General features: G+C 73.3%; 21 protein-coding genes and 2 pseudogenes. 14 read left to right on the top strand and 9 right to left on the bottom strand.

The annotated features are described in order from the left end of the window. Positions 1–267: 267 nt before the first annotated feature. On the bottom strand, positions 268–600 hold the full coding sequence (locus ACIBAI_RS18335; protein ID WP_399035406.1) for a plasmid stabilization protein: 333 nt from the start codon (positions 598–600) through the stop codon (positions 268–270). A gap of 295 nt (positions 601–895) precedes the next feature. Between ACIBAI_RS18335 and ACIBAI_RS18340 the strand changes: the two genes are divergently transcribed. The 4 genes from ACIBAI_RS18340 to ACIBAI_RS18355 all read left to right on the top strand — a co-directional run bounded on the left by ACIBAI_RS18340 (position 896) and on the right by ACIBAI_RS18355 (position 4,892). Continuing rightward, entirely contained in the window at positions 896–1,123 is a 228-nt protein-coding gene (locus tag ACIBAI_RS18340) for a DUF2945 domain-containing protein (protein WP_399035407.1), read from the top strand. A gap of 6 nt (positions 1,124–1,129) precedes the next feature. Next, positions 1,130–1,462 (top strand): DUF3140 domain-containing protein, encoded by a 333-nt coding sequence (locus tag ACIBAI_RS18345; protein ID WP_399035409.1) that lies wholly within the window; start codon positions 1,130–1,132, stop codon positions 1,460–1,462. A 398-nt stretch (positions 1,463–1,860) separates the two neighbouring features. After that, positions 1,861–4,419, top strand: coding sequence for a molybdopterin-dependent oxidoreductase (locus ACIBAI_RS18350; protein ID WP_399035411.1), 2,559 nt, complete (start codon positions 1,861–1,863; stop codon positions 4,417–4,419). Between the two features lie 5 nt (positions 4,420–4,424). Beyond that, on the top strand, positions 4,425–4,892 hold the full coding sequence (locus tag ACIBAI_RS18355; RefSeq protein ID WP_399035412.1) for a hypothetical protein: 468 nt from the start codon (positions 4,425–4,427) through the stop codon (positions 4,890–4,892). A 243-nt stretch (positions 4,893–5,135) separates the two neighbouring features. On the opposite strand, the gene ACIBAI_RS18360 is transcribed toward ACIBAI_RS18355, so the two are convergent. From ACIBAI_RS18360 to ACIBAI_RS18375, 4 genes and pseudogenes are all read right to left on the bottom strand, one after another. Then, positions 5,136–5,681 carry a DUF488 family protein gene (locus ACIBAI_RS18360; protein WP_399035413.1) on the bottom strand — a complete coding sequence of 182 codons (546 nt, stop codon included), beginning with the start codon at positions 5,679–5,681 and terminating at the stop codon, positions 5,136–5,138. A gap of 508 nt (positions 5,682–6,189) precedes the next feature. Then, entirely contained in the window at positions 6,190–8,253 is a 2,064-nt protein-coding gene (locus tag ACIBAI_RS18365; RefSeq protein ID WP_399035414.1) for a SpoIIE family protein phosphatase, read from the bottom strand. Positions 8,254–8,889: 636 nt separating this feature from the next. After that, complete coding sequence (locus tag ACIBAI_RS18370) at positions 8,890–9,120, bottom strand: acyl-CoA carboxylase subunit epsilon (RefSeq protein WP_399035416.1); 231 nt, start codon at positions 9,118–9,120, stop codon at positions 8,890–8,892. Positions 9,121–9,128: 8 nt separating this feature from the next. Further along, positions 9,129–9,899: pseudogene (locus ACIBAI_RS18375) on the bottom strand (acyl-CoA carboxylase subunit beta); the annotation flags it as partial. Between ACIBAI_RS18375 and ACIBAI_RS18380 the strand changes: the two are divergent. Next, positions 9,895–10,353 carry a cation:proton antiporter gene (locus tag ACIBAI_RS18380; RefSeq protein WP_399035417.1) on the top strand — a complete coding sequence of 153 codons (459 nt, stop codon included), beginning with the start codon at positions 9,895–9,897 and terminating at the stop codon, positions 10,351–10,353. The pseudogene ACIBAI_RS18375 and the gene ACIBAI_RS18380 sit on opposite strands and share 5 nt — an antisense overlap. Before the next feature lie 13 nt (positions 10,354–10,366). Further along, on the top strand, positions 10,367–10,918 hold the full coding sequence (locus ACIBAI_RS18385) for a flavin reductase family protein (RefSeq protein ID WP_399035419.1): 552 nt from the start codon (positions 10,367–10,369) through the stop codon (positions 10,916–10,918). Positions 10,919–10,937: 19 nt separating this feature from the next. Here ACIBAI_RS18385 and ACIBAI_RS18390 read toward each other — a convergent pair whose 3' ends face one another. After that, on the bottom strand, positions 10,938–11,360 hold the full coding sequence (locus tag ACIBAI_RS18390) for a winged helix-turn-helix transcriptional regulator (protein ID WP_399035421.1): 423 nt from the start codon (positions 11,358–11,360) through the stop codon (positions 10,938–10,940). 164 nt (positions 11,361–11,524) lie between these two features. On the opposite strand from ACIBAI_RS18390, the gene ACIBAI_RS18395 reads away from it, so the two are divergent. The 5 genes from ACIBAI_RS18395 (at position 11,525) to ACIBAI_RS18415 (ending at position 18,666) form a co-directional block, all read left to right on the top strand. Further along, positions 11,525–13,015 carry an MFS transporter gene (locus ACIBAI_RS18395; RefSeq protein ID WP_399035425.1) on the top strand — a complete coding sequence of 497 codons (1,491 nt, stop codon included), beginning with the start codon at positions 11,525–11,527 and terminating at the stop codon, positions 13,013–13,015. A 16-nt stretch (positions 13,016–13,031) separates the two neighbouring features. Beyond that, positions 13,032–13,427, top strand: coding sequence for a pyridoxamine 5'-phosphate oxidase family protein (locus tag ACIBAI_RS18400; RefSeq protein ID WP_399035427.1), 396 nt, complete (start codon positions 13,032–13,034; stop codon positions 13,425–13,427). Positions 13,428–13,617: 190 nt separating this feature from the next. Beyond that, positions 13,618–15,090: an FAD-dependent monooxygenase gene (locus ACIBAI_RS18405; protein ID WP_399035428.1), complete on the top strand. Its 1,473-nt coding sequence runs from the start codon at positions 13,618–13,620 to the stop codon at positions 15,088–15,090. A gap of 206 nt (positions 15,091–15,296) precedes the next feature. After that, a complete protein-coding gene (locus tag ACIBAI_RS18410; RefSeq protein ID WP_399035429.1) occupies positions 15,297–17,024 on the top strand; it encodes an NAD(P)/FAD-dependent oxidoreductase in 1,728 nt (575 codons plus the stop codon). Between the two features lie 121 nt (positions 17,025–17,145). Beyond that, on the top strand, positions 17,146–18,666 hold the full coding sequence (locus tag ACIBAI_RS18415; RefSeq protein WP_399035431.1) for an FAD-binding oxidoreductase: 1,521 nt from the start codon (positions 17,146–17,148) through the stop codon (positions 18,664–18,666). Positions 18,667–18,802: 136 nt separating this feature from the next. Here the strand turns inward: ACIBAI_RS18415 and ACIBAI_RS18420 are convergent, their stop codons facing one another. Next, positions 18,803–19,411 carry a TIGR03086 family metal-binding protein gene (locus ACIBAI_RS18420; protein WP_399035433.1) on the bottom strand — a complete coding sequence of 203 codons (609 nt, stop codon included), beginning with the start codon at positions 19,409–19,411 and terminating at the stop codon, positions 18,803–18,805. 64 nt (positions 19,412–19,475) lie between these two features. Here ACIBAI_RS18420 and ACIBAI_RS18425 point away from each other — a divergent pair, with 64 nt between their 5' ends. Together ACIBAI_RS18425 and ACIBAI_RS18430 are read left to right on the top strand one after the other, a co-directional pair. Beyond that, the gene (locus ACIBAI_RS18425) at positions 19,476–20,441 is read left to right on the top strand and encodes a helix-turn-helix transcriptional regulator (RefSeq protein WP_399035435.1); all 966 of its coding nucleotides are present in this window, start codon (positions 19,476–19,478) and stop codon (positions 20,439–20,441) included. A 102-nt stretch (positions 20,442–20,543) separates the two neighbouring features. Next, complete coding sequence (locus ACIBAI_RS18430) at positions 20,544–21,389, top strand: NAD(P)H-binding protein (RefSeq protein WP_399035438.1); 846 nt, start codon at positions 20,544–20,546, stop codon at positions 21,387–21,389. An 820-nt stretch (positions 21,390–22,209) separates the two neighbouring features. Here ACIBAI_RS18430 and ACIBAI_RS18435 read toward each other — a convergent pair. Further along, a complete protein-coding gene (locus ACIBAI_RS18435) occupies positions 22,210–23,115 on the bottom strand; it encodes an oxidoreductase (protein WP_399035440.1) in 906 nt (301 codons plus the stop codon). A gap of 131 nt (positions 23,116–23,246) precedes the next feature. On the opposite strand from ACIBAI_RS18435, the gene ACIBAI_RS18440 reads away from it, so the two are divergent. Continuing rightward, complete coding sequence (locus ACIBAI_RS18440; protein ID WP_399035443.1) at positions 23,247–24,146, top strand: helix-turn-helix transcriptional regulator; 900 nt, start codon at positions 23,247–23,249, stop codon at positions 24,144–24,146. A gap of 913 nt (positions 24,147–25,059) precedes the next feature. On the opposite strand, the pseudogene ACIBAI_RS18445 reads toward ACIBAI_RS18440, so the two are convergent. Then, positions 25,060–25,205, bottom strand: a pseudogene (locus ACIBAI_RS18445) (MBL fold metallo-hydrolase); the annotation flags it as partial.

Here is a 25,205-nt window from a genome sequence, read left to right on the forward strand (position 1 = left end):
CGGCGGACCGCGTCCGCGCCGCCCGCGGCCGCTCCCGGACCTGCGGGACGCGACCGGGCGGTGCATCATCGGCTCGGTGGCGGCGACGGCCGACGCCCGCCGCACCATCCACCACACCGGGTGACGCAGGGAGCGACATGACCAGCGCGACGCCGACGGGGCCGGCCCGCGCCGGGACATGCCCCGGCGCGGGCCGGCTGGAGGGACTCGGAGAGCTGCGATGACGGCCCGGTCCGCCCGGACTCCCCGAGGCAGAGCCCCGGCCGGTCAGCGGCCGAGAGCCCTGGCGAGCTGGTCCTTGTTCATCGTGGACCGGCCCTCGACGCCCTTCTTCCTCGCCTCCCGGTAGAGCTGCTCCCGGGTGGGGCCCGAATCCCCGCTCCGGGACCTTCCGGACCTCTCCCCGCCGCGCTGCGACGGCGACTTGCCCCTCGTCGAGCCGCTGCTCGACGATTTCGCCTCGCCGGACCGGGCGCGCTGCTTGTTCACCGTCCTGGCGGCCAGCTCCTCGGCCCGCCCCTCGGACGCGCCACGCTTCTCGGCGCTGTCCTTGATGTGCTCGTACTGGCGCTCCCGCTTGGAGTCGGACCCTGCAGGCATGATCGGTCTCCTTCCGGTTCCGGCGCGCTGATTCCGTGCGGAAAGCCCGCCGGCTCGATGGGTGCGGGGAGAGTTTCCTCCGGCGGGCCGGTGAAACGGCCGCCGCCTCGCGGGGCCGCCGGCCCCGCGACGTCCTGGCCGCCCTCCGGGCGCCCTGCCCCGGCCGCGGACCGCCGGGCGGCGCCCCCGGCTCCGGCCTCGGCCGCGCCGGTCCGGAGCTGCGAGGCGGACGGAAAGCCCCCACCCTGGAAGACGGGGAGCGAACCGTCCGCGACGAGAGGTGGAGGAGACCGAGATGGCGAAGAGCCGGGGCGAGGGCAGGAAGATGAAGAAGGGCGACAAGGTCGCCTGGAGCAGTCACGGCGGTCAGGCCGAGGGCGAGGTGGAGAAGGAGATCACCGAGCGGACAGAGGCCGGGGGGCGGACGGTGGACGCCTCGCCCGAGGACCCGCAGTACCAGGTCCGCAGCGAGAAGTCCGGCAAGTCCGCGGTGCACAAGCCGTCCGCGCTGAAGAAGAAGTGATGCCGCGTGGACGACGACGAGCGCAAGGAGACCTGGGACGCGTTCCGTGAGCTGGTGAACATGAGGCCGGCCGACCTGGAGCAGTGGCTGGCTTCGGAACAGTCGCAGAGCGCCGGGCAGCACAAGGACGGGGACGAGTCCACCGGACACGCCTCCGGCCGGCGGATCGCGGACATCCTGCGCGCGAAGAAGGGCGACCTGACGGACGACGACTACCAGCACATGCGCAAGGTCGTCGGCTACATCCGGAGGCATCTCGCCCAGCGGCCCCAGGGCGACGTACGGGACACCCGGTGGAGGTACTCGCTCATGAACTGGGGCCACGACCCGCTGGCCTGAGACACGTCGGAGGCAGGGGGCGTGCCGGTTCCGCCCCGTCTTCCCCGGCCCGGACCCCTGAGGCCGGCCGGGCCGTCCGCCGCGCGGGCCGCACGCCTGACCGAGGGGGACACGGAACGGACGCGGGACGACGGACCGGACGGTTCCCCGCGGTGCCGGCCGGCGCGGCCGGGACGCCGCAGCGGTCGGCGATGCCGCACACGGCCGGGGAGGACGCTGTGCGCGGCCCGGAGGGACTTCCGCGGTGGGGTGTGCTCCGGCGGCCGGTGGCGGCGGTGGCCCGCGGAAGGCGACGGTCTGCGTCGGGCAGGTGGTCTCTCCCCCGTGACGGGTAGCAGTCGTGGACGGGCGGGTACCTGTGTCGCCCACGGATTCCCGTCGGCAGAAAGAGGCCGCCTGTGAGTGACCGGATCGCGGACGTCTGGGGCGCGCGCACCCCCCATGCGAGGGACACGCCCTGGCCGGTGCGCGTCGACGCCCACCTGGACGCCTCGGTGACCGAGGCGGACGTGGACCGGTGGGTGCAGTCGGCGTGCGTGCTGTGCAGCAACGGGTGCGGCTGCGACATCGCGGTCAAGGACGGCCGCATGGTGGGGATCCGGGGCCGCGCGGTGGACACCGTCAACCACGGCCGGCTGGGGCCCAAGGGTCTGTACGGGTCGTGGCAGTGGAGCCGCACCGACCGGCTGACCCGCCCCCTGGTGCGCGACGGGAGCGGGAACCTGGTCGAGTGCGACTGGGACACGGCGATGGGCCGCGTCGTGGAGCGCTCGCGGCAGCTGCTGGCCACCGACGCCGGAGCCCTCAGCCACGCCTTCTACACCTCCGGGCAGCTGTTCCTGGAGGAGTACTACACCCTGGGCGTGATCGGGAAGGCGGGGCTGGGCACGCCGCACATGGACGGCAACACCCGCCTGTGCACCGCGACCGCGGCGGCCGCGCTGAAGGAGAGCTTCGGCTCGGACGGGCAGCCGGGCAGCTACGGCGACATCGAGGCCACCGACGCCGTGTTCCTGTTCGGGCACAACATGGCCGAGACGCAGACCGTGCTGTGGATGCGCGTCCTGGACCGCATCCACGGCCCGAAACCGCCGCGGATCGTCGCCGTCGACCCCCGCACGACCAAGGTCGCCGAGGCGGCCCGGGCCACCGGCGGGGTGCACCTGGCGCCGCTGCCGGGCACCAACCTGGCGCTGATGAACGCACTGATCCGCGAGGTCGTCCGCAACGGCTGGGTGGACGAGGACTACGTCGCGGCGCACACCCTGGGCTTCGACGAGCTGAAGGCCGTCGTCGAGCCTTACACCCCCGAGCACGCGGCCGCGATCTGCCGGGTCCCGGCCGACGACATCCGTCGCGCCGCGGAGATCTTCGGCACCTGCGAGCGGGTGCTGTCCACGGTGCTGCAGGGGTTCTTCCAGTCCCACCAGGCCACCGCCGCCTCCTGCGCGGTGAACAACCTGCACCTGCTGCGGGGGATGCTGGGGCGTCCCGGGTGCGGGATCCTGCAGATGAACGGCCAGCCCACCGCCCAGAACACCCGCGAGTGCGGCGCCGACGGCGACCTGCCGGGCTTCCGCAACTGGGACAACCCCGACCACGTCCGGCAGTTGGCCGACCTGTGGAACGTCGATCCGATGACCATCCCGCACTGGGCGCCGCCGACGCACGCGATGCAGATCTGGCGCTACTGCGAGCAGGGCTCGATCGGCCTGCTGTGGATCTCCGGCACCAACCCGGCGGTCTCGCTGCCCGAACTGCCCCGCATCCGCGGGATCCTGGGGCAGGACTCCCTCTTCACGATCGTGCAGGACGGCTTCCTCACCGAGACCGCCCGCCTGGCCGACGTCGTCCTGCCGGCCGCCCTGTGGGGTGAGAAGCAGGGCACCTTCACCAACGCCGACCGCACCGTGCACCTGTCGGAGAAGGCCGTCGAGCCGCCCGGCGAGGCCCGCAGCGACCTGGACATCTGGCTCGATTACGCCCGCCGCATGGACTTCCGCGACAAGGACGGCGCCCCGCTGATCAAGTGGTCGACCCCGGAAGGGGCCTTCGAGGCGTGGCGGGAGTGCACCCGCGGCCGCCCGGTGGACTACACCGGCCTGGGCTACGACAAGCTGCGCGGCGGCAGCGGCATCCCCTGGCCGGTGAACGGCAAGGCGCCCGAAGGCACCGACCGCCTGTACGCGGACGGGCACTTCCCCACCCACCCGGACGTCTGCGAGACCTACGGCCACGACCTGCTCACCGGAGGCGCGCTCGGCGAGCAGGCGTACCGCGCCCAGCGCCCCGACGGCCGCGCGTTCCTCAAGGCCGCCCCCTACGTCCCGCCGCCGGAGAGCCCCGGGGAGGAGTACCCGTTCGTCCTCACCACCGGCCGCACCGTCTACCACTTCCACACCCGCACCAAGACCGGGCGCTCCCGCCGGCTCCGCGATGCGGCCCCCGGCGTGTGGGTGGAGCTGTCCGCGGGTGACGCGGCACGGCTCGGCGTGGGGGAGGGCGACCTGGTGCGGCTGGAATCGCCCCGGGGAGCGGTGCAGGCCCCGGTGCGCATCGGCCGCGGCCGCGACGGGGTGGTGTTCGTCCCCTTCCACTACGGCTACTGGGACCAGCCCGGCACCGACGGGGCGGCACCGGGGGACAGCCCGCGCGCGGCGAACGAACTGACGATCACCGAATGGGACCCGGTCTCCAAGCAGCCGCTGTACAAGACCGGGGCGGTCCGGATCGTGAAGACCGCCGACGCCACCGGTCCCTCGCCCGCCCCCACCACCACGGCGTCCGCACCGGCCGACCCGGCCGGCGTCCCGGCCACCGCCGGCGGCCCCGGCGCCGAGGTGAGCGAACGCCCGAACGCCGCCGCGCCGCCGCGACCCTCCCGGGCACCGGAGGAGACGGCGGGCCGGCCCGGCTCCGGAGGGACCACGACGTCCACCACCGGCACGGAGGACTGACCCCCATGCACCTCGCCACCTACATCGGCCTCCAGCACACCGCGTCCCGGACACTGGCCGACGCCTTCCGCCAGGTGGCCGGCGGTCACGCCGACGAGCCGGACGTGCACGCCGTCTGCCACACCCTCGCCGGCATGAGCGACACGCACGTCGACCGGCTCGCGCCCGTCGCCGACCGCTACGGCGAGCAGCGCGAGGACGAGCCCGAGCGGCTGCACGCCGAGGGACTGTCCCGCACCCGCTCCGGCGGCGTCGGCCTTCTGCGCGATCTGCAGGACCTCTACACCCTGGCCTCCTTCGTCGAGATCACCTGGACCGTCCTGGGCCAGGCGGCCCGGGGAACACGCGACCGCGAACTGCTGGACGTCGTGGAGGCGTGCGCGGCCGACACCCGACGCCAGCTGCTGTGGCTGAACACCCGCATCAAGCAGGCGGCCCCCCAGGCGCTGATCGCCTCCGCGGCTGCCTCGTGAACCGTCCGGGCGGACCGCCGGCGGACCACGGAGCGCTCCGCCGGCCGGGGCGGCGGGGACGCCCCGCGGAAGGCGCCGGCGCGGCGGGACCGGCGGTCCCGGGGCCGGTCCCGGGGGATGCCGCCCGGGACGCCCCGGGACCGGACCGGCCCGGTCCGGCAGGCGCTGGACGCGCCTCGTCCCCGCGCCGGGCGTCTCGCGCTGTCGAGTGCGCACCGGCCCGGGCGCGGCCGTCCGCACCGGTCAGGGCTCCGCGCGAAGGCGGTCGTCGTAGACGAGGAGGCCGTCGTCCCGCAGCCGGACTCCCGGAGTCGGGGTGTGGGCGGTCAGGCGTCCGTCGTGCATCAGGTGGCGGACGGGCACCGCACGGGCGACCACCGCGAAATCGGCGATGAGGCGCCGATGACACCGCCACCACACCGCTTCACTGCACATCACGGCCGTGCGGGCCCCCGCCGCCTGCTGCAGCAGACGGTCCATCGCGGCGAGGAACCGCGGCGTCCGGGTGTGGGCCGCATAGCCGCGGAAGGAGGCATTGCGCCACACGGTGTCGGGCGACTGCGGCGGCGGCCTGCGGAAGCCCCCCAGGTCCCGCTCCCACCGGTAGGCGATCCCGCCGGCGGGCAGCCACTGCGCCAGGCGCTCCCGGGACAGATCGGGGTCGCGCCGGCTGCCGGGAGCGGTCCGTACGTCCACCACGGCGGCGACGGCGGCCCGGGCCAGCAGCTCGCGGATCGCGGCGTGCCCGGCCGTGCTGTGCCCGAACGTGATCAGTTCCGGTGGGCGCATCCCCTCACCAACCCTCCCCTCACCGGTCCTCCCCTCCCGCACCGGCACACCCGGGACGGGAGGGCCTGGCGGCTCCCGCGGGCCGGACCCCGGGAGCGGGGCCGGGCGGTGACCGGCGCCGCGCACCGGCCCGGACGCCCCGCGCGGGGGCCGCCCGGCCGCGCCCCCTGTCCCGGCACGGGCCGCGCCTTCACCGGACTGCCACGCGCCGGGTCCCGACGGCGGGGGCGGCGGCGTCGGGGACGACCCGGGAGCCGTCCCCCAGCCCCCAGCCCCTGCTCGTGTCCCGGCGGCCCGTGCGCCACGTCGCCACGACGCCGGAACTCCTGCCGTGCTTCCGGCACCGGGACGCGGGAGTGATCCATCGATGCCTCCTGCTGGGTCGCCGCGACGCGGCCGGGGAGTCCGCGCAGCCCTCGGCGCCCTGCCGTCGTGGCCGGGTTGCGCGGGTCCGCGGGCCCAAACCCCCGGGCAGGGGCTGTGCGGGCTCCGGGGCGCGGGCGGCCCCTCACGCGCCGGGGCTGATGAGGAGCAGGGCGATGTCGTCGCCGGGGGTGGGGGCGTGGCGGACGAGGACGTCGGCCATGGCGTCGAGGTCGGTGGGGTCGGTGCGCTCCAGGAGTCCGGCGAGGGCGGCGGTCGCGTCGTCGAGGTCGACCCCGGGGGCTTCGACGAGCCCGTCGGTGTAGAGGGCGAGGACGCAGCCGGACGGCAGGGGGACGTCCAGGGCCGGGTAGCGGGTGTCCGGCTCGATGCCGAGCAGGAGACCGGGCGGAACGGGGAGGAGCTCGGTGCGTCCGTCGGCGTGGCGCACAAGGGGCGGCGGGTGGCCGGCGGTGGCCAGGCACGCGCGGTGGGCGGCGAGGTCGAGGTGGACGTAGAGGCAGCTGGTGAACAGGCCGGGGTCGAGATCGATGAGCAGGCGGTTGGCGCCGGCCAGGACGTCGTCGGGGGAGGCGCCCACGGTGGCGTGGGCGTGGACGGCGGTGCGGACCTGCCCCATGAGGGCCGCGGCGTCCACGTTGTGTCCCTGCACGTCGCCGATGGTGGCGCCGACCGTGTGCTCGTCGAGGCGGACGAGGTCGTAGAAGTCGCCGCCGATGCCCAGGCCCCGGGCCGCCGGCAGGTAGCGGGCGGCGACTCTCAGGCCGGGGACGCGGGGCAGGGTGTGCGGCAGCAGGGCGGACTGCAGGCGGTGGGCGAGGTGGTTCGTGGCGTCGTAGAGGCGGGCGCGGTCCAGGGCCTGGCCGACCAGACCGGCCAGTGAGGTGAGTACGGCGCGCTCGCCGGACGGGAAGACGCGGGGGCGTCGGTAGGCGAGGAGGAGGGAGCCGATGGGGCGGCCGGACGCGATCAGCGGCAGGAAGGCCCATGCCGCCATCCCGTCCTCGTGCACGGCGGGCGGATAGGCGCTCCGGAGCTCCTCGAAGGTCGCGAAGAACTCCGGGACACCGGTGGTCAGAACCTTGATGCCGGGGACGTCCGAGTGCAGGGAGACGGAGTCGAAGCGGTCCGCGATCTCGGAGCGGTAGCCACGGTGGCCGAGAATCCTCAGACGGCCGTCCTCGGCGGTCATCAGCACCATGGCCTGCGCCCCCAGGGCGGGCAGCAGCTGGTCGGCGGTCTGCTCGACCACGTCCTGCACGCCGACGGCCTCGGTGAGGGTGGCGGCCAGGTGCATCAGGTGGTACAGCACGGCGGCGCGGCTGGGAGCCGAGGCCGGCACGGGCCGCGGCGGGGGAGCGTCCCCGGACGGGCCGCTGCGGGTGATGCGGACGCTGATGCCGGAAGGGTCCGGGTACAGCTCGAAGGTCAGCCACACGTCCGGCGGGCGCAGGACGGTGAACGCCTGTGGCCGGCGGCTGACCAGCGCGGCCCGGTAGCGGTCCTCGACCTGGGGGGCGTCCATCCACGGCAGCGCCTCCCAGGGCAGGGCGCCCACCAGGTCGGCCGGATCGCCGCCGACGAGGTCGGCGGCGGCCGGGGTGATGAAGGTGATGCGGCCGTACATGTCCAGCGCGCAGGACCCTCCCGGCAGCCGGTCGAGAAAGGCCGAGACGGCCGACGCCTCGGCGGGGGAGGGGACGCGCCCGGCCGGTGGCGGCGGGATCCGCAGCGGGCCGGCGGGCAGCACCGGGTCACCGCGGTCCGCGGCCTGCCGCAGGAGGTCGCCCAGGCGGCGGCAGCCGGCCCGGACGGCGCCGCGCTCGTCCGGACCCAGCCGCGGCGGGTGGTCCCCGGGCCAGAGCAGCACCAGCCCGCCCTGGACCGCGGCGGCGGAGGCGACCGGGGCGGCCGCCAGGGCGAAGTCGTACGGCAGTACGAGTGCCGGCCGCGGGTACCGGCGCGCCATCTCCTCCTGGTCGGCGACCCAGACCAGGCGCCGTTCGCGTACGGCGTCCGCCACCGGCATCGGATCGGTCAGCGCGATCCGCCTCCACGGGCTCGTGACCTCGTGCAGAGCCCCCGCCACCATCACCAGCCACAGGGCGTCCCCGTCCGGCGGCAGCACGTACAGCAGCCCCCCGTACGCGCCGCTCTCCCGGATCACGGAGGCCATCGCGGCGTCCATCAGCGGCCCGCCCGGATCCGTGGCAGCCGGGGGGCCGGCCCGGCTCCGTCCCGTCCGGCCGCGCCGGGCGGCCGCCGGGAATCCCGCGCCCGCCGGAGGCGGGCTCCGGCCGTTTCGCCGCCGGTGCCGAGGCGCGCCCCGAACCGCGGCCGGCTCGCCCCGGCCCGTCGGCGGGCCGGGGCCGCCGGGCGCACCGGCTTCCGGTTCCCGGCCGCCGCGGCGCAGCGGCGTCCGCCGGTCCGCCCCGCGGCGGGGAGCCCGTCGCGCCGCTGGGTGACGGCCGTGTCCCGCCGTGCACCGCCGGCGGTCCGCCGACGGCGCCGTGCCCAGCAGGCCGTCCGCTGGTGTGCTGGGCGGCGGTGGCGGCTGCCGCGCCCGGCCGACTCCGGCAGGGCTGCACCACACCAGCCGCACCGAAAATCACCCATAAGCGGACATTACGCCGAAGTCGCCGTGATGGCATATCGCCTCCGCGACGGCCGCGCACGCCAGGCCCGTGGCCCGCAGCTCCACAGGGCACACCACTCAGCGGAGGCAGGACGCACCCCGTCGGGTGCGTCACCGGGGCGGGGCCGCCGGTCGCGGCACGTCATCGCGCGACGACGGACGACGGAGAGGAGCGCTGCGGCCGGTGTCTCAGCCGTGCCAGTCCCTTGGGCAGGTGTAGGCACGGACACGTTCCGGGCGGGACCAGTGGGCCGTGGTGCGGCGTTGCGGGGCCGGCCCGTCCGCGGCCGTCAGGCGCAGGGTCAGGACCGCGGTGAACGCGGCGAGCTCCTCGGTGCTCGGCTCGCCCCTCAGGACGCGGAAGGAGGTGGCGGCGAGCAGGTCGGAGGAGGTCGGAGCCGGGGGCGGAGTCGTTGTCACGAGGTCTCCTACTGGGGCGGGTTGCCGTGCTTGCGGGCGGGCAGGGCGGCGGACTTGGCGGCGAGCATCGCCACGGCGCGGCTGAGGATCTGCCGGGTCTCGCGGGGGTCGATCACATCGTCGACCAGGCCGCGCTCCGCCGCGTAGTAGGGGTGGACGAGTTCCTTCCGGTACGCGTCGATCTTCTGGCGGCGCATCGCCTCGGGGTCCTCCGCCGCCGCGATCTCCCGGCGGAAGACGACGTTGGCGGCGCCCTCGGCGCCCATCACCGCGATCTCGTTGGTGGGCCAGGCGAGGGCGATGTCGGCGCCGATGGAGCGGGAGTCCATGACGATGTAGGCGCCGCCGTAGGCCTTGCGCAGGACGACCGAGACGCGGGGCACGGTGGCGTTGCAGTAGGCGTAGAGGAGTTTCGCGCCGCGCCGGATGATGCCCTCGTGCTCCTGGTCGACGCCGGGCAGGAAGCCGGGCACGTCCACCAGGGTGATCAGCGGAATGTTGAACGCGTCGCAGAACTGCACGAACCGCGCGCCCTTCTCGCTCGCCCTGATGTCGAGCACGCCGGCCATGGAGGCGGGCTGGTTGGCGACGATGCCGACGACGTGCCCGTCGAGGCGGGCCAGCTCGCAGACGATGTTGGGGGCGAAGGCGGCGTGGACCTCCAGGCAGTCGCCGTCGTCGACGATCTCCTCGATCACCTTGCGGATGTCGTAGGAGCGGTTGCCGTCCTCGGGGACCAGGTCGAGCAGGGCGTCGCCGGGGCGGTCCGCCGGGGTGTTCGCCTCGTCGTGGCTGACCTCGTGGATCGGCATCCACCAGATCTTCGGCGCGTTCCTGTTCGGCTTCGTCATGCCGCGCGAACCCCGGCGGGTGCTCGCGGCACATCTGCGCCGGCCGCTGGACGACGTCAGCGTCGTGCTGCTGCCGGTGTTCTTCATCGTCACCGGCCTCGGCGTCGACCTCGGCGCCCTGACCGCGACCGACTACCTGGCCCTGGCCCTGGTCGTCGCCGTGGCCTGCGCGGGCAAGCTGCTGGGCGCGATCGTCCCGGCCCGGCTGTCCGGCCTGTCCTGGCGCGAGGCCAAGGAGCGGATGTTCACCATGCTGGTGATCATGGCCCTCGTGACGACGGCGATGGCGGCCCCACTGCTGTCCCGGCGCGAGCACTTCACGGCCGGCGAGACCCGGAAGGTCCGTACGACCGTCGCGGACGCGACCGCGCCGCACACCTGACGAGGGAGCTCACGTGATACCCATCCAGCCGTTGTCCCAGCACGGCCGGCAGCTGCCGCAACCGCCGGTCGACGGCCGTGCGCTGCGCGCGGTGTGCGGCAATTTCGCCACCGGCGTCACCGTCATCACCACCGGCGGCCCGGAGGACGGCGCCGCCACCACGGTGAATTCCTTCACCTCCGTCTCGCTGGAGCCGCCGCTGGTGCTGTTCTGCCTGCACCGGCAGTCCCGGCTGCGTCCGGTCCTGCAGAAGTCCCGGGGCTTTGTGGTGAATTTCCTGACGCGCCATCAGCAAGGTCTGGCCTGGAAGTTCGCGGGCCGCGAGTCCGCGCGGCTGGCGGATGTCCCGCACCACCGCTCCGCGCGCGGACTGCCGGTCCTCACCGAGGCGCTGGCCTTCCTGGGGTGCCGGCTCGCCGAGGAGTACGACGGCGGCGACCACGCCATTCTGGTCGGCGAGGTCACCGCCCTGGGCGCCTCGACCGAGGAGGCCGACCCGCTGGTCTTCTACAAGGGCGCCATGCGCGTACTCGACAGCGATGTCCCGGCGCCCGCCCGAGGTTAGCGACCGGGCCGGCCGCGGGTCACCGCGGTGCGGACGCCCGCTCGTCGGCCTGGTCGAACTCCCGCCGGGCCCGCTCGACCTTGTGGAGGTTCCCCGCGGACCAGTCGGCGAGGTGGGCGAAGATCGGCGCCAGGCTGCGGCCGAGGTCGCTGATCTCGTACTCGACCCGGGGCGGCACCTCGGGATGGTACGTGCGCACGATCAGGCCGTCGCGCTCCATCTGGCGCAGCCGCTGGGTGAGCACCTTCGGCGTGATGGTGCGGATGTTGCGCTGGAGCTCGACGAAACGCTGCCGGCCGAACTCGTTCAGCGTCCACAGGATCGGCGTCGTCCAGCGGCTGAAGACGATGTCGACCACCGGGGAGACCGGGCACGCCAGTTCCGAGTCGACCTGTCCGCCATGTGTGACGGCGCCGCCCATGACGCCGGTGCTGCTGCCCATGCGAACCCTCCCAGGAAGTCACTTTCCCCTAGGTACCTACTTTATCGAGGATGCTAGCTTCCCGGAAGACGGGGAGCGGCCCAGCTCCCCGCCTCGCGCCATCTCCTCGCCCGCCGGATTTCCCGTCCCTGCGGAACCCGTCCGTCACATCCCTTAGGAGCGACATGTCGACCCAAGAGTCGCTGCGTCTTCCCCACCACGCCCATGAACCGGTCCCGCCGCGCCGCCCGGGACTCATCCTGGCGTTCCTGTGCCTGGCCGGCTTCATGACCTTCCTCGATGTGTCGATCGTCAACGTGGCCCTGCCGACCATCGAGGACGAACTGCACATCTCCCAGACGTCGTTGCAGTACATCGTCACCACCTACGGCATGCTGCTCGGCGGCTTCCTGCTGCTGACCGGCCGGCTGGCCGACGCCTTCGGCCGGCGCCGGATGCTCCAGACCGGCCTGGTCCTCTTCGCCCTCGCCTCCCTGCTCGCCGGGTTCGGGCAGAGCGCGGCCATGCTGATCGTGGCCCGCGGCGTCCAGGGGCTCGGCGCCGCGTTCATCGCGACCGCCGCGCTGTCCCTGCTCGCCAACAACTTCGAGGAGGGCGCCGAGCGCAACAAGGCGCTGGGCGCCTGGGGCGCGCTCAGCGGTATCGCCGCCGTCGCCGGGGTCACCCTGGGCGGTCTGCTCACCGACGGTCCGGGCTGGCGCTGGATCTTCTTCATCAACGTGCCGATCGGCCTGGTCTGCGCGCTGATCGCCCCGAAGATCGTCGCCGAGAGCCGCGCCGCGGAGCGCAGCAGCTCCTTCGACATCGCCGGTGCCGTGACGCTGACCGCCGGTCTCGTGCTGCTGATCTTCAGCCTCGGCCAGACCGTCGACGACTCCGACGTCCCGATGGGCCGTGTCTACGGCGGCTTCGCCCTCTCCGCGGTCCTGCTCATCGCGTTCCTGCTGATCGAGCGCCGCGCCCAGGCGCCGCTGATCCCGCTCGGCGTCTTCAGGCGCAAGTCGCTGCGCGCCTCCAACGTCGTCGCCCTCCTGCTGCTCGGCACCTGCGTCACGCTGTTCTTCTTCGCCAGCCTGTTCATGCAGCAGGTCCTCGACTGGTCGGCTCTGAAGACCGGTCTGGCCTACGTCCCGCTCGCCGTGATCGTCGCGGTCGGCGCGGGTGTCGCCTCCCAGCTGGTGACCAAGGTCGCTGCCAAGCCGGTGCTGATGGTCGGTCTGACCCTGACCAGCGTGGGCATGTTCCTGCTGTGGCGCGCCCCGTCCGACGCCTCCTACCTCGTGGACCTGCTGCCCGCCTTCCTGATCTCCGGTCTCGGCCTCGGTCTGTCGTTCGTCCCGGTGCAGGTCGCCGCGTTCACCGGCACCGAGGAGGACGAGTCCGGTCTGTCCGCGGGCCTGATCAACACCGCGCAGGAGGTCGGCGGCGCGCTGGGCCTCGCCGTGGCCGCCACCTACGCCTTCCGCCAGGTCGAGCAGTTGACCGAGTGGGCGGACGGGGTGCCCGCGCGGGTGACCCAGGCGCGCACCGAGGTCTTCCACGACGCGTTCCTCGCCGGCGCCTGCTTCGCCGCGGCCGGCCTGCTGCTCACGCTGATCCTGCTGCCCCTCACCAAGGCGTCGGACCAGCCGGCCACCGCTTCCTCCCACGCCTGAGACCGGAAGACCCGCCATGCCGATGTCACCGCGCATGTCCCCCGCGGCCGAGGACTTCCTCGCCGAGAACCAGCTGTGCACCTTCACCACGCTCCGCCCCGACGGCTCGCCCCATGTGACGCCCGTGCGCTTCACCTGGGACGGCGAGAGCGGACTGGCGCGGGTCATGACCGCGGTGACCCGGCGCAAGGCCAGGAACGTGCTGGCCACGCCCGGCGGCCGGGTCTCCCTCTGCCAGACGGCGGGGCCCCGCTGGATCACCCTGGAGGGCACCGCCACCGTCCACGACGACCCGTCACGGGTCCAGGAAGGCGTACGGCGGTACGCCAAGCGGTACTGGACGCCGCCGCCGGAGCCACCGGGCCTCGTCGTGATCGAGATCCGGGTCGACAAGGTGATGGGCCTGCTCTGAGCCCGGTCCGCTGATCCCGGTCCGAAACCAGCCGAGGGTGCCGGAAGTCCTTCCGGCACCCTCGCTCATTTCCACCGCCTGACGCTGCTGCAGAACCTCTGACGAAACTTATCAGAGACCTGTACTTGCGGCCGTTCAGCTTCCCCCGGTTCCCCGGAATACTGGGGGAAAATCCACTGGGAGAGGAAACATGGACCGTATTCATGTCGACGTGATTGTCGTCGGAGCCGGCCCTTCCGGGCTCATGCTCGCCGGTGAACTCCGCCTGTCCGGGTTGTCGGTGGTCGTGCTCGACCGGCTGGACGAGCCCATGCAGCAGTCCCGGGCGCTCGGTTTTTCCGCCCGGACGATCGAGGAGTTCGGCCAGCGCGGACTTCTCGATGAATTCGGTGAACTCGAGACGATACCCTTCGGGCATTTCGGCGGACTGCCCATCGACTACCGCATCGTCGAGGGCGGCAATTTCGGCGTCCGGGGTGTCCCGCAGTCGCGGACCGAGGCCATTCTCCACGCGTGGGCGACCGGCCTGGGCGCCGGGATCCGCCGCGGGCACGAGGTCGTCGGCATGACCCAGGACGACACGGGCGTCGCGGTGGAGGTCTCCTCCGCCGCCGGCGTCGAGACGCTGCACGCCTCCTACCTGGTCGGCTGTGACGGCGCCCGCTCCACCGTGCGCCGTCTGGCCGGCATCGACTTCCCCGGCACCAGCGCCACCATCGAGATGCTGATGGCCGACGTCGCCACCAACGAGCCGCGCATCCGTCCGACCGGTGAGGTCGGCGAGTCCGGCATGGTCGTGGTGCTCCCCCTCGGGCCGCGGGCCACCCGCGTCGTCGTCTTCGAACGCGGCGCCGGCGTCCGCCCGGCCCAGGAGCCGCCCACGTTCCCCGAGGTCGCTGCCGCCTTCCAGCGGGTCACCGGCGAGGACATCTCCGGCTGCAAGCCGCTGTGGACCAGCTACTTCACCGACGCCAGCCGCCAGGCCGCCGAGTACCGCAAGGGCCGGGTCTTCCTCGCGGGCGACGCCGCCCACATCCACCTGCCCATCGGCGCCCAGGGCATCAGCGCCGGCGTCGGCGACGTGGTCAACCTCGGCTGGAAGCTGGCCGCCGAGCTCAAGGGGTACGCGCCCGAGGGGCTGCTGGACACCTACCACACCGAGCGCCACCCGGTCGGCGCCCGCATCGTCGCCAACACCCTGGTGCAGCGCTCCCTGTACCTCGGCGGCCCCGAGATGCAGCCGCTGCGCGAGCTCTTCGGCGAACTGGTCGGCATCGAGGAGGTCCGCCGTCACCTGGTCGGCCTGGTCACCGGCCTGGACATCACCTACGACATGGGCGAGGGCGGCCACCCGCTGCTCGGCCGCCGACTGCCCGACCAGGAACTGCTGGTCGGCGACGAGAAGACCAGCACGTACGAGCTGCTCACCCCCGGCCGGCCGCTCCTGCTGAACCTGCGCGGCGGCGACGCCCTCACCGAGGCCGCCGCCGGCTGGGCCGACCGCGTCGACGTCGTCGCCGCCTCCCGGCCCGACCCCGCCGCCCCGGCCGCCGACCTGCTGGTGCGTCCCGACGGCTACATCGCCTGGATCGGCACCGACGGCTCCGCCGCCGGTCTCGCCCCTGCCCTGCAGCGCTGGTTCGGCGCCCCCACAGGCGGCTAGCACTCCGCGGACCGCGCCGGCACGAGGCTCCGCCGCGGGGCCGCGACGGGCTGCCGATCGTCCGCGGGTCCGCCGTGGCCGGCCGCGCGGTTCCCCGTGTCCCTCCGGGGCGCTGCCGGCTTCGCCGGCGCCGCACAGTGCCTGTTCGCCCACCCGACCGGCGCCTACGACACGCGTCGGCGGACCGTCAGAAGAGGAGTTCCGAGTTGACCGGCAAGGCCGAGACACAGATGCCCACCAAGGCCGACACACAGAAGAAGGCGCCGGGGGCCGGCGAGTGGACCGAGTGCGACGTCGTCATCCTGGGAGCCGGGATCGGCGGCTCGATCACCGGCGCGATCCTGGCCCGGCAGGGTGCGAAGGTGGTGCTCGTCGACGCCGGCCAGCACCCGCGGTTCGCGGTCGGTGAGTCCCAGAACCCGCAGCTCGTGGAGTGGCTGCACATCCTCGCCGTGCGCTACGACGTCCCCGAGATCAAGCACCTGCTCGACATCAAGGCCGTCACCAAGCACATCGGCGCCCACCACGGCAGGAAGCAGAGCTTCGGTTTCGTCCGGCACGTCCCGAACCGGGAGCCGGACCCGCGCGAGGCGACGATGTTCGTCATCCCGAAGATGCTGACCGAGGCGTCGCACATGTTCCGCCAGGACACCGACACCTACTACTTCAACGTCGCCGCCAAGTACGGCTGCACCCTGCGTCAGAACTGGCGCGCCACCGACCTGGACTTCGACGACGCCGGCGTCACCGTCACCGGGCAGAACGGCGAGGTCTTCCGCGCCAAGTACCTCATCGACGCCAGCGGTTTCCGCTCGCCGCTCGCCCAGAAGTTCGACCTGCGTGAGAAGCCCTCGCGGATCAAGCACCACGCGCGCTCGATGTTCACGCACTACGTCGGCATCAAGCCGTACGACGACGTGTGCAACTACCCCGAGGCGCTGCGGCCCCCGGCCGAGTCCCCGTTCCACGGCGGCACCCTGCACCATCTGATCGAGCGCGGCTGGTTCTGGATCATCCCGTTCGACAACTACAAGGACTCCCGCAATCCGGTCTGCAGCGTCGGCCTCACCTTCGACGAGCGGCTGTACCCGCAGCCCGAGGACATGACCCCGGACGAGGAGTTCAACCACTACCTCGACATGTACCCGGCCGTGAAGCGCCAGTTCGAGGGCGCGCGGCGGGTGCGTGAGTGGGTGTCGACACCGGACCGGATCCAGTACTCGTCCAAGCAGACGGTCGGCGACCGCTGGTGCCTGATGTCGCACGCGGCCGGCTTCGTCGACCCGCTGTACTCGCGCGGCCTGTCCAACACCTTCGAGGTCGTGGACGCGCTGTGCTACCGCCTCCTGGAGGCACTGCGCGACGACGACTTCTCCGCCGAGCGCTTCGAGTACGTCGAGCGCCTGGAGCAGGGGCTGCTCAAGTACAACGACATGATCGTCAACAGCTCCTACATCGCGTTCTCCCACTTCCGGCTCTGGAACGCGGTGTTCCGGGTCTGGGCCTGTTTCACCACACCCGCCACCATGCGGCAGATCCAGGCCCGCCAGGAGTTCACCCTGGACGGCGACGACCGGCACTTCCGGGAGATGGAGAAGTCCCCTTACCCGGGCCTGTGGTGGCCGGACAGCCACGCCTTCAAACACCTGCTCGACGTCACCCATGAGACCTGCGAGCGCTACGAGGCCGGCGAGATCGACGGCGACAAGGCGGCCGACATCGTCTTCCAGGCCATCGACGACTGCGAGTCGGTCAACACGCCCTTCGGCTGGAAGGACGGCGAGGACCACCGCTTCTACCGGGCCACCACCCCCACGATGATCAAATTCATGTGGTGGGCGAGCACCAACGGCCCCAAGGAGATGCGCGACCTGGGCCGCTCGATGCTCAAGGGCGTCGTCAAGTCCGCCGTGCGCGGCCGCAAGGTCTCCTGACCGCCGCCGAAACCCTCCGACCGGCCCGCGCGGGGCGTGGCGCCGCCCCTTGTGCGCCGACCCCGTGCGGGCCCACGCACCGCCTTCTTCCCGCCCACCCGCTTCGACTCCGGGACACCGTGTGATCAGTCGTAGAACCCTGCTCGGCGCCGGCTCCGCCGCCGCCGGCCTCGCCCTCGTACCCGCGGCCCAGGTCGCCGCCGAAGGCTCGGGGGCGCCGTGGAGCCGGCTCGCGGCCAGGCTCTCGGGCAAGCTCGTGCTGCCCACCGACCCGTACTACACCGTCGCCCGCCAGGTGGAGCTGGGCCAGTTCGACACCGTCAGCCCGCAGGCGGTCGCCTACTGCACGAGCGCGGCGGACGTCTCGGTCTGCGTGCGTTTCGCCCAGGACCACGGCGTCCGCACGGCGGTCCGCAGCGGCGGCCACAACTACGGCGGCTGGTCCACCACCCCGGGCATGATCATCGACGTGTCCCGGCTCAACGCCGTGACGGTGAGGAGCGCCTCGTCGGTGGAGATCGGTCCGGGCGCCCAGAACGTCGACATCCTCAACGCGCTGGCCCCGCACCACCTGGTGGTCAGCGAGGGCGGCTGCCCGACCGTGTGCGCCGGCGGCTTCCTCCAGGGCGGCGGCTTCGGCTTCCTGACCCGCCCGACGGGCATGGCCTGCGACGCGGTGACCTCCGCCCAGGTGGTGCTCGCCGACGGCCGGGTGGTGACCACGTCGGCACGGCAGTACCCGGACCTGTTCTGGGCGATCCGCGGCGGCGGCGGCGGCAACTTCGGCGTCGTCACGAAGTTCACGGTCACCCCGCACACCGGTGACCAGATGGCCATCAGCAACCTGATCTTCCCCTATGACCGGATGGCCGACGTCCTCGACGGCGTGGCCCGCTGGCTGGTGGACGCCCCGCACACGATCGGCGGGGGCGCCTACGTGGTGCAGCCCGACGCCGCGCCCGGCTCGGTGCCGCAGGCCAACGTCTTCCTCGCCTCCCGCGGCACCCCCACCGAACTCGCCGGTGAGACGGCCCGGCTGCTCGCCCTGACCGGCGCCGCCCTGCAGCGTCAGGACGGCGTCATGACGTACCGGCAGCTCATAATGATGATCTTCGGCTGCGCCACCCTCACCGAGGCCCAGTGCCGGCGCTCCGAAAAGACCCCCGAGGGCGTGCTGTCCCGCCCGGCCTACGGCCTGGAACGCACCCGCATGGGCAGCGAGCCCTGCTCGGCGAGCGGCTGGGCGGACGTGATGACCGCCTTCGACGCCGACCGCAGGGCGGGGCAGGCGCGTTACCTGGACCTCCACTTCTTCGGGGGCGCCGCCAACGACCTCGCGCGCACCGCGACCGCGTACGTGCACCGCGACTCGCTGTTCTCGGTCAACTACCGGGTCCTGATCAACGACCCGGCCCAGGTGACCGACGAGGCCAAGGCGGTGGCGAACGCCTGGGCCGACAACGGCTTCGCGACGATCGACCCGTTGTCGAACGGCGAGACCTACCAGAACTGGATGGACCCGTCGCTGAAGGACTGGAAGGCGTCGTACTACGCGGAGAACTACGCGCGGCTGTCGCGCGTCAAGGCCAGGTACGACCCGTACCGGTTCTTCCGCTTCCCGCAGTCCATCGGCGCCGCCTGACGTTCGTCGTCCGACGGTGCCGCACCGGCCCTGCCCGGTCCCGGGCGCCCGCCTGCGGGGACCGGGCGGGCGCAGCCGCACGAGGCCGCCGGACGACGGGGTCCGGCGGCCTCGCGGGGCGGCTGCGGGTACGGGCTCAGGGCTTACGGCCGTACCAGCCGACCAGACGGTCGATGGCGGGGGCGTCCTCCGGGACATCCACGACGGGACCGAACGGCACCTGCCCGCCGCGCGGTTCGCGGGGCACGGCACGGTGCATGGCGGCCAGCGGCCCGGCCAGGACGGCGTCGTCCCACTCGGGGCTCTGGCCGGTCGCCTTGGCCAGGTCCCAGGTGTGCAGCACGAACTCATTGGTGTAGATGACCGCGGCGGCGGCGCCGGGGACGGGCCCCCAGGGCAGGCCGATCTCCCGGCTCAGGACCGCCGGGTCCGACCAGACGGACTTCAGCTCCTTCGTCCCGGCGGCCCAGGCCTCGGCCCAGGCGCCGTCGGCGACGTCCTCGGCGAAGTGCGGGACGCTGAAGAACTGCCCGCCGGCACCGATCACGGCGACCCGGCGGAGCACGGAGACAAGATGATGGGGCAGTTGGCGCACCGAGTAGTCCGGACACGGCGTGGTGCTGTCGTAGTGTTCGGGCCGCACCGCGGCCAGCACGTCGCCGGCCAGGTCGACGGCCTTCAGCAGTCCGTCGCGGGGATCGGCGGGGGCCTGCGCGGCTGCCGGCGAGTTCACGGGATTCGTCATGCCGTCGAGTCTTCCGGCCAAACAGGCCATCCTCCGGCCACTTTCCACGAAAGGCTGATCACTGATGCGAGCTGACCGGCTGGTGGCGGCCCTGCTCTTCCTCCAGGCGCGCGGCCGGGTGACCGCCGCGGAACTCGCCGCGGAGCTGGAGGTCTCCGAACGCACCGCACGACGCGACCTGGAGGCCCTGGTCGCCTCCGGCGTCCCCGTCTACGCCCAGCGCGGCCGGGGCGGCGGATGGCGGCTGGTCGGCGGGGCACGCACCGACCTGACCGGACTCACCTCGCGGGAGGTGCAGGCGCTGTTCATGGCCGCGGGCGCATCGGGGGCCTCACCCGAACTTCGGTCCGCGCTGCGGAAGTTGCTGCGCGCGGTGCCGGAACCGTTGCGGCCGCACGCCGAGGCGGCGTCCCGGGCGCGGATCGTCGACGAGCTGGACTGGTCGCGCACCGCCGTGACGGCGGGCGGCCCGCACCACACGGCCCTGGAACGCGCGGTACTGGACGGCGTACGGGTCCGGCTCGGCTACGCCCGACCCGGCGACGTCCCGCACGAACGCACCGTGGACCCGCTCGGGCTGGTCCTCAAGGCGGGCCACTGGTACATGGTGGCCGGTACCTCGGACGGGCTGCGCTCCTTCCGGCTGGGCCGTGTGACCTCGGCGGAACCGACGGACGAACCGGTACGGCGTCCCGCCGGCTTCGACCTGGCGTCCGCTTGGCGCTCGCTCGCCACCCGGCTGGAGGACCGACTGGTCGCCGCGACGGTGACGGCCCACGCGGATCAGGACGCCCTGCCCGTGCTCCAGCGGCTGTTCGACGGGCGGCTGAGCATCGGCCGGCTGCTGGCGGACGGCAGGCGGGAGATCGAGGCGGCGGGGCCGTCGGTGGAGGTGCTGGCCGCGCAGCTGGCGGGCCTGGGCAGCCGGGTCGAGGTGGTGGGCCCGCTCCGGGCGCGTGAACACCTGGCCCGCCTCGGCCGCGAGCTCATGGCGCGCTACGGGACGCTCCACGAGACGGCGACGACATAGTCGCTTTCCTCTAGGTACCTACTATGCGGAGGATGCTAACGTCGCAGACACAGCCCGGCCCCTCCCCAACTCCGCTTTTTCTCCGCCCACTTGGGAGTCCTCATGATCGTTGTCACCGGAGCCTCCGGAAACGTCGGCCGTCCGCTCGTCGAGGCGCTCGCCGCGGCGGGCGAGAAGGTCACCGCCGTGTCCCGCAATCCCCTCTCCTACGACCTCCCGGAAGGAGCGCGGCACGTCCGCGCCGACCTCGCCGACCCCGCCACCCTGGGCCCCGCCCTGGACGGCGCCGATGCCCTGTTCATCCTGCTGGCCGGCGAACTGCTCGGCGGCGGCGCACCCGCCACCGAGGTCCTGGCCGCGGCCAGGGAGGCCGGCGTGCGGCGCGTGGTGCTGCTCTCCTCGCAGATCAACGGCACCCGCCCGGACGCGCTCTCGCACGGCCGGCTGCGGGAGTTCGAGGAGGCCGTGCGCTCCTCGGGCCTGGACTGGACGATCCTGCGCCCGGGCGGCTTCGCCTCCAACGCCTACGCCTGGAGCGAGACCGTCCGCACGCAGCGCGCGGTGATCGCTCCGTTCGCCGACGTGGCCCTGCCGGTCGTGGACCCGGCGGACATCTCGGAGGTCGCCGCCGTGGTCCTGCGCGACGAGGGCCACTCCGGGCAGACGTACGAGCTGACCGGCCCGGCCGCCGTCACCCCGCGCGAGCAGGCGGCGGCGCTCTCCGAGGCGCTCGGCGAGCAGGTGGGCTTCGTGGAGCTGACCCGTGAGCAGGCGCGCGAGCACATGGCGCAGTTCATGCCCGAGCCGGTGGTCGAGGGCACGCTCGACATCCTCGGCGAGCCGCTCCCCGCCGAGCAGCGGGTCAGCCCCGACGTCGAGCGGATCCTCGGCCGTCCGGCCGGCTCCTTCGCCGGGTGGGCCGCGCGCAACGTCCACGCCTTCAAGTGACGCCGACGCCCTGAGCGATTCCGGTCTCCGTCAGCGATACCGGCGTCCTCACCCGACGCAGGCGCCTCGTACGGTGCCGGCGCCCCCGAGCGACGCCGATGTCCTCGGACGACGTCGATGCCCCCGCCCAGCCCCGGCGCTTCGAGCAGCTCCGAACCGCCCCAGGGGCCCCGAGCACCGCCCCGGACCCGGAATCCCCCGTACGGGTCCGGGGCGGGCCATCCGCACGAGCGACGCGCGGCGACGTCCGTGGAAGCCGCGGCCACCGACCGGAGCATCCCCGCCCCATACATGGACCACGGCATACGAGCGGCCTCCCTGCGCGTACTTCTGGACCTGGGGGAGGAGCGGGAACACCAGCCCGGCCGGCAGCCCGGCACGGAGTGCGAACCCGCTTCTCGCCTCAGCATCGCTGCACGGGGACTCCAACACCCGCCTGGTCTGCTGCTGCAGCAGCCCGCCCCCCGGCGAGTTTCACCCCACCGGGCCTGGGCCCGGGCCACCAGCTCGGCGACCAGCCCGTCGTCCGCGGTACTCGTTGCACCCGCAGCAGCCTCCCCGGGCTCGATTCCACTCGTCACGCAAGTCGTCACCTTCTTTCTCCAGCTCGGGAGGCACACCGCTCGCCGTACGGACCCGCACCTGGCGGCGAGGCCCGCGAAGACCGCAGCCGTGACCGCTTCCGCCACCGGAACACCTGCGCCGGTCCGGCCGACGGCTGCACCACCCGCGTCGAGGTGCTCCTGCCGAAGCGGTCGAGCCGCTGTTTCGAAAGCTCCGTCGGGAGCCGTGGGCGACCGGTTCATCGCCAGTTCCGGAGTCACAGGTAGGTGACCCCGGTCAGTTCCTCGGCCGCCGCCCAAAGTCGCCTGCCGACGACCGGATCGGCTGCCTCCCGGCCGAGCCGGGCCTCGGCGACCCGGCCCCGGGTCTCCCAGAGCCCGGACGGTCCGAAGAACTGACCGCCCTGTACACCGGGCGCGGTCGCGGCGTGCAACTGAGGCAGCGCGCCCTGCTCCACCGGCTGGGTGACCAGCAGACCGAGCCGCGCCATCAACCGCCCGAGCCGGCCGCGGTGCTCCCACGCACGCGGTGTCAGGTTGGTGCGGGTAAGACCGGGATGGGCCAGCACACTGACGACCGGCGATCCGGCGGCGCGCAGGCGGCGGTCCAGCTCGATGCCGAAGACCGTGGTGGCGAGCTTGGACCGGCCGTAGGCGGAAGAGGCCCGGTAGCCGCGTTCGGACATCAGGTCGTCGAAGTCGAGGTGCGCGTTCTTGTGGGTGATCGAGCTGAGACCGACCACGCGGGCCTGCCGCGCCGCGGCCAGGTTGTCCAGCAGCAGGCCGGTGAGCGCGAAGTGGCCCAGCATGTTGGTGGCGAGGTGCAGCTCGAAGCCGTCGGCGGAGGTGCGGCGCGGGCCGAGCAGGACCAGGCCGGCATTGTTGACCAGCAGGTGGATCACCGGGTGGTCGGCGGCCAGCTCCGCGGCGAACGCGCGTACCGAATCGAGGGAGGCCAGGTCCAGCTCGCGCACCTCGGTGTCGCCGCCGATCCGATGGGCGGCCTCCCGTCCGGCGGCGGTGTCGCGGACGGCGAGCACGACACGGGCGCCGCGGCGGGCCAGCTCGGTGGCGGTGACCAGGCCGAGACCCGAGTTCGCGCCGGTCACGACGGCGGTCCGGCCGTGCTGGTCGGGGATGCGGTCGGCGGTCCATCCGGTCATCTGCTGCTCCTGGAGGTGTCGGTGGAGTGGACCGTCGACGCTAGGGGCAACGCGAGCCGGTCCGGTGGCTCCCGCCTGCCTGGGTCCGCGGGACCTACCCTGGGCGCCCGGCCGGGCGGCACACTTGCGGCATGACCCATCCGTACGCCCGTGAACTCGGAGACTTCCTGCGTGCCCGGCGCAGCCGGCTGCGCCCCCGCGACGTCGGTCTGGAGCCGGGTGGCCGGCGCAAGGTCACCGGGCTGCGGCGCGAGGAACTGGCCCTGCTGGCCGGGCTGAGCACCGACTACTACCAGCGGATGGAGCAGGGCCGGGAGGTACGGCCGTCCGACGACGTCCTGGACGCGCTCGCCGGAGCGCTCGGCCTCAACGACGAGGAACGCCGGCACCTGTTCACCCTGGCCCGCGCCGCCCGCCGGCCTGTGCCGGCCCGTGTGGACCGCGCTCCCGAGAAGGTTCCGGACAGTACGCGTCGGCTGCTGCGGGTGATGGACACCCCGGCGGTCGTGCTCGGCCGCCACCTGGACCTGCTCGCCTGGAACCCGATGGCGGAGGCGCTGCTCGGCAGCCCGGACGCCCACCCGCCCCACCGGCTCAACATGCTCCTGCTGCTGTTCGACGACACGCTGACCGGTGAGCGGAGCTGCCCGGACTGGGAGCGGCAGGCTCTGGACTACATCGGCATGATGCGCGCCGCCGTCGCCACCGACCCCACCCATCCGCGCGCCACCGCGGTCGTCGGCGAACTGAGCATCCGCAGCGCGGAGTTCCGGCGGCTGTGGGCCCGGCACGACGTACGGGCGTCGGTCAGCGGGACCAAGACCTTCCGGGTCCCCGGAGTCGGCGACATCGTCCTGGACTGGGACACTTATCAACTGCCCGGCGAACCCGGCCCCTTCATGCTGGCCTACACCGCCGAACCGGGCAGCGTCGACGCGGACCGGCTGCAGCTCCTGGCGTCGTTGCACGCGGCCCGCTCGGCGCTCGCCGACGAGCACCTCCCCCAGGAGGACTCCGTCCGGATACGGTGAGGGCCACGCGATCGCGGTTCCGGACGAGGCGTGCCTGAGCGTTACCGGTGCCCCGGGCTCGGCCCCCCGCCCAGGGCCTCCCGGACGATGCGGCAGACGGTGAGGTCCACTCCCGGCGGCAGCGGCCCGGCCGTGCCCTCCCGGTGCGCCGACACCCCCGGACCCGGCCGGCGGAAAGACCGAGGAACGCGGGAAGCCGGGACGGCCCGGGCACCGGCACCGGGCTCGTCCGCAGGAGCCGGCCGCCCGATTACGCGTACGCACCACCGCCCTCAGGACCACGTCACGAAGACGGCCCCAGCCGCGGACAACCCCGAACCGTCGGTCGGCTCACCGCCGAGGGAGGCGACGACGCGGACCCGGTCCGCGTGCGCCCCTCCCCGCCCGCCTCCGCCACATCCGCTGCTCGCCCGGTCAGTCACCCGGATACGGCCTGCGTCCGCTCACCCGGGGAAGCGCCGGCCCGTTCCCCGTGCCGCCGAAGCCGGACGGCCCGCCCCCGCTCCCAGCGCGTCGGAAGCGGACGGGCAACCCTGCCGGGTGTCGAGACGTCCCAGAGGACGAGCGTGATCGGGTCCCTCCCCGACGCGCCGGAGCGGAACAGCGACACCCGACGGTCGGGAACCGAGCGCTTCGGAGGAACACCGAATATGCAGGCGAATGCGGAATGGGTCGACGCACGCGAGAGGCTGCCCCGGCCCGGAAGCAGGCGCAGCCCTCCGACGAGCCCGTGAAGCCGCCGGCCGTCGGTAACCCGCCGCACTTCGAGACGACAGGCGGCGCCACTCGTACCGCGGCCGGCGAGTCCGCTCGCCGGAAGGAGCAACCGCCGAATGGCACGGTCCCGGGACGAGAGCTCTTCGATGCACCTCCGGGAGTGCCGCCGTCGCTCGAATCGTGGTTCCGGATCACTTTCCGTGCCGGGGGTGAGGGTCAGCACGGAGGAGCCCGGCGTGTGCCCGGCGGCGGTCTCCAGGCGCAGGTTCGCATCGATCCGGTGGCTGTCCTCCCACAGCAGGGTCAGGCCGGCCCGGTGCACTGGGGCGACGCTGTCCTCGA

This window comes from Streptomyces sp. NPDC051041 (assembly GCF_044456065.1).
GTDB classification, from domain to species: domain Bacteria; phylum Actinomycetota; class Actinomycetes; order Streptomycetales; family Streptomycetaceae; genus Streptomyces; species Streptomyces glaucus.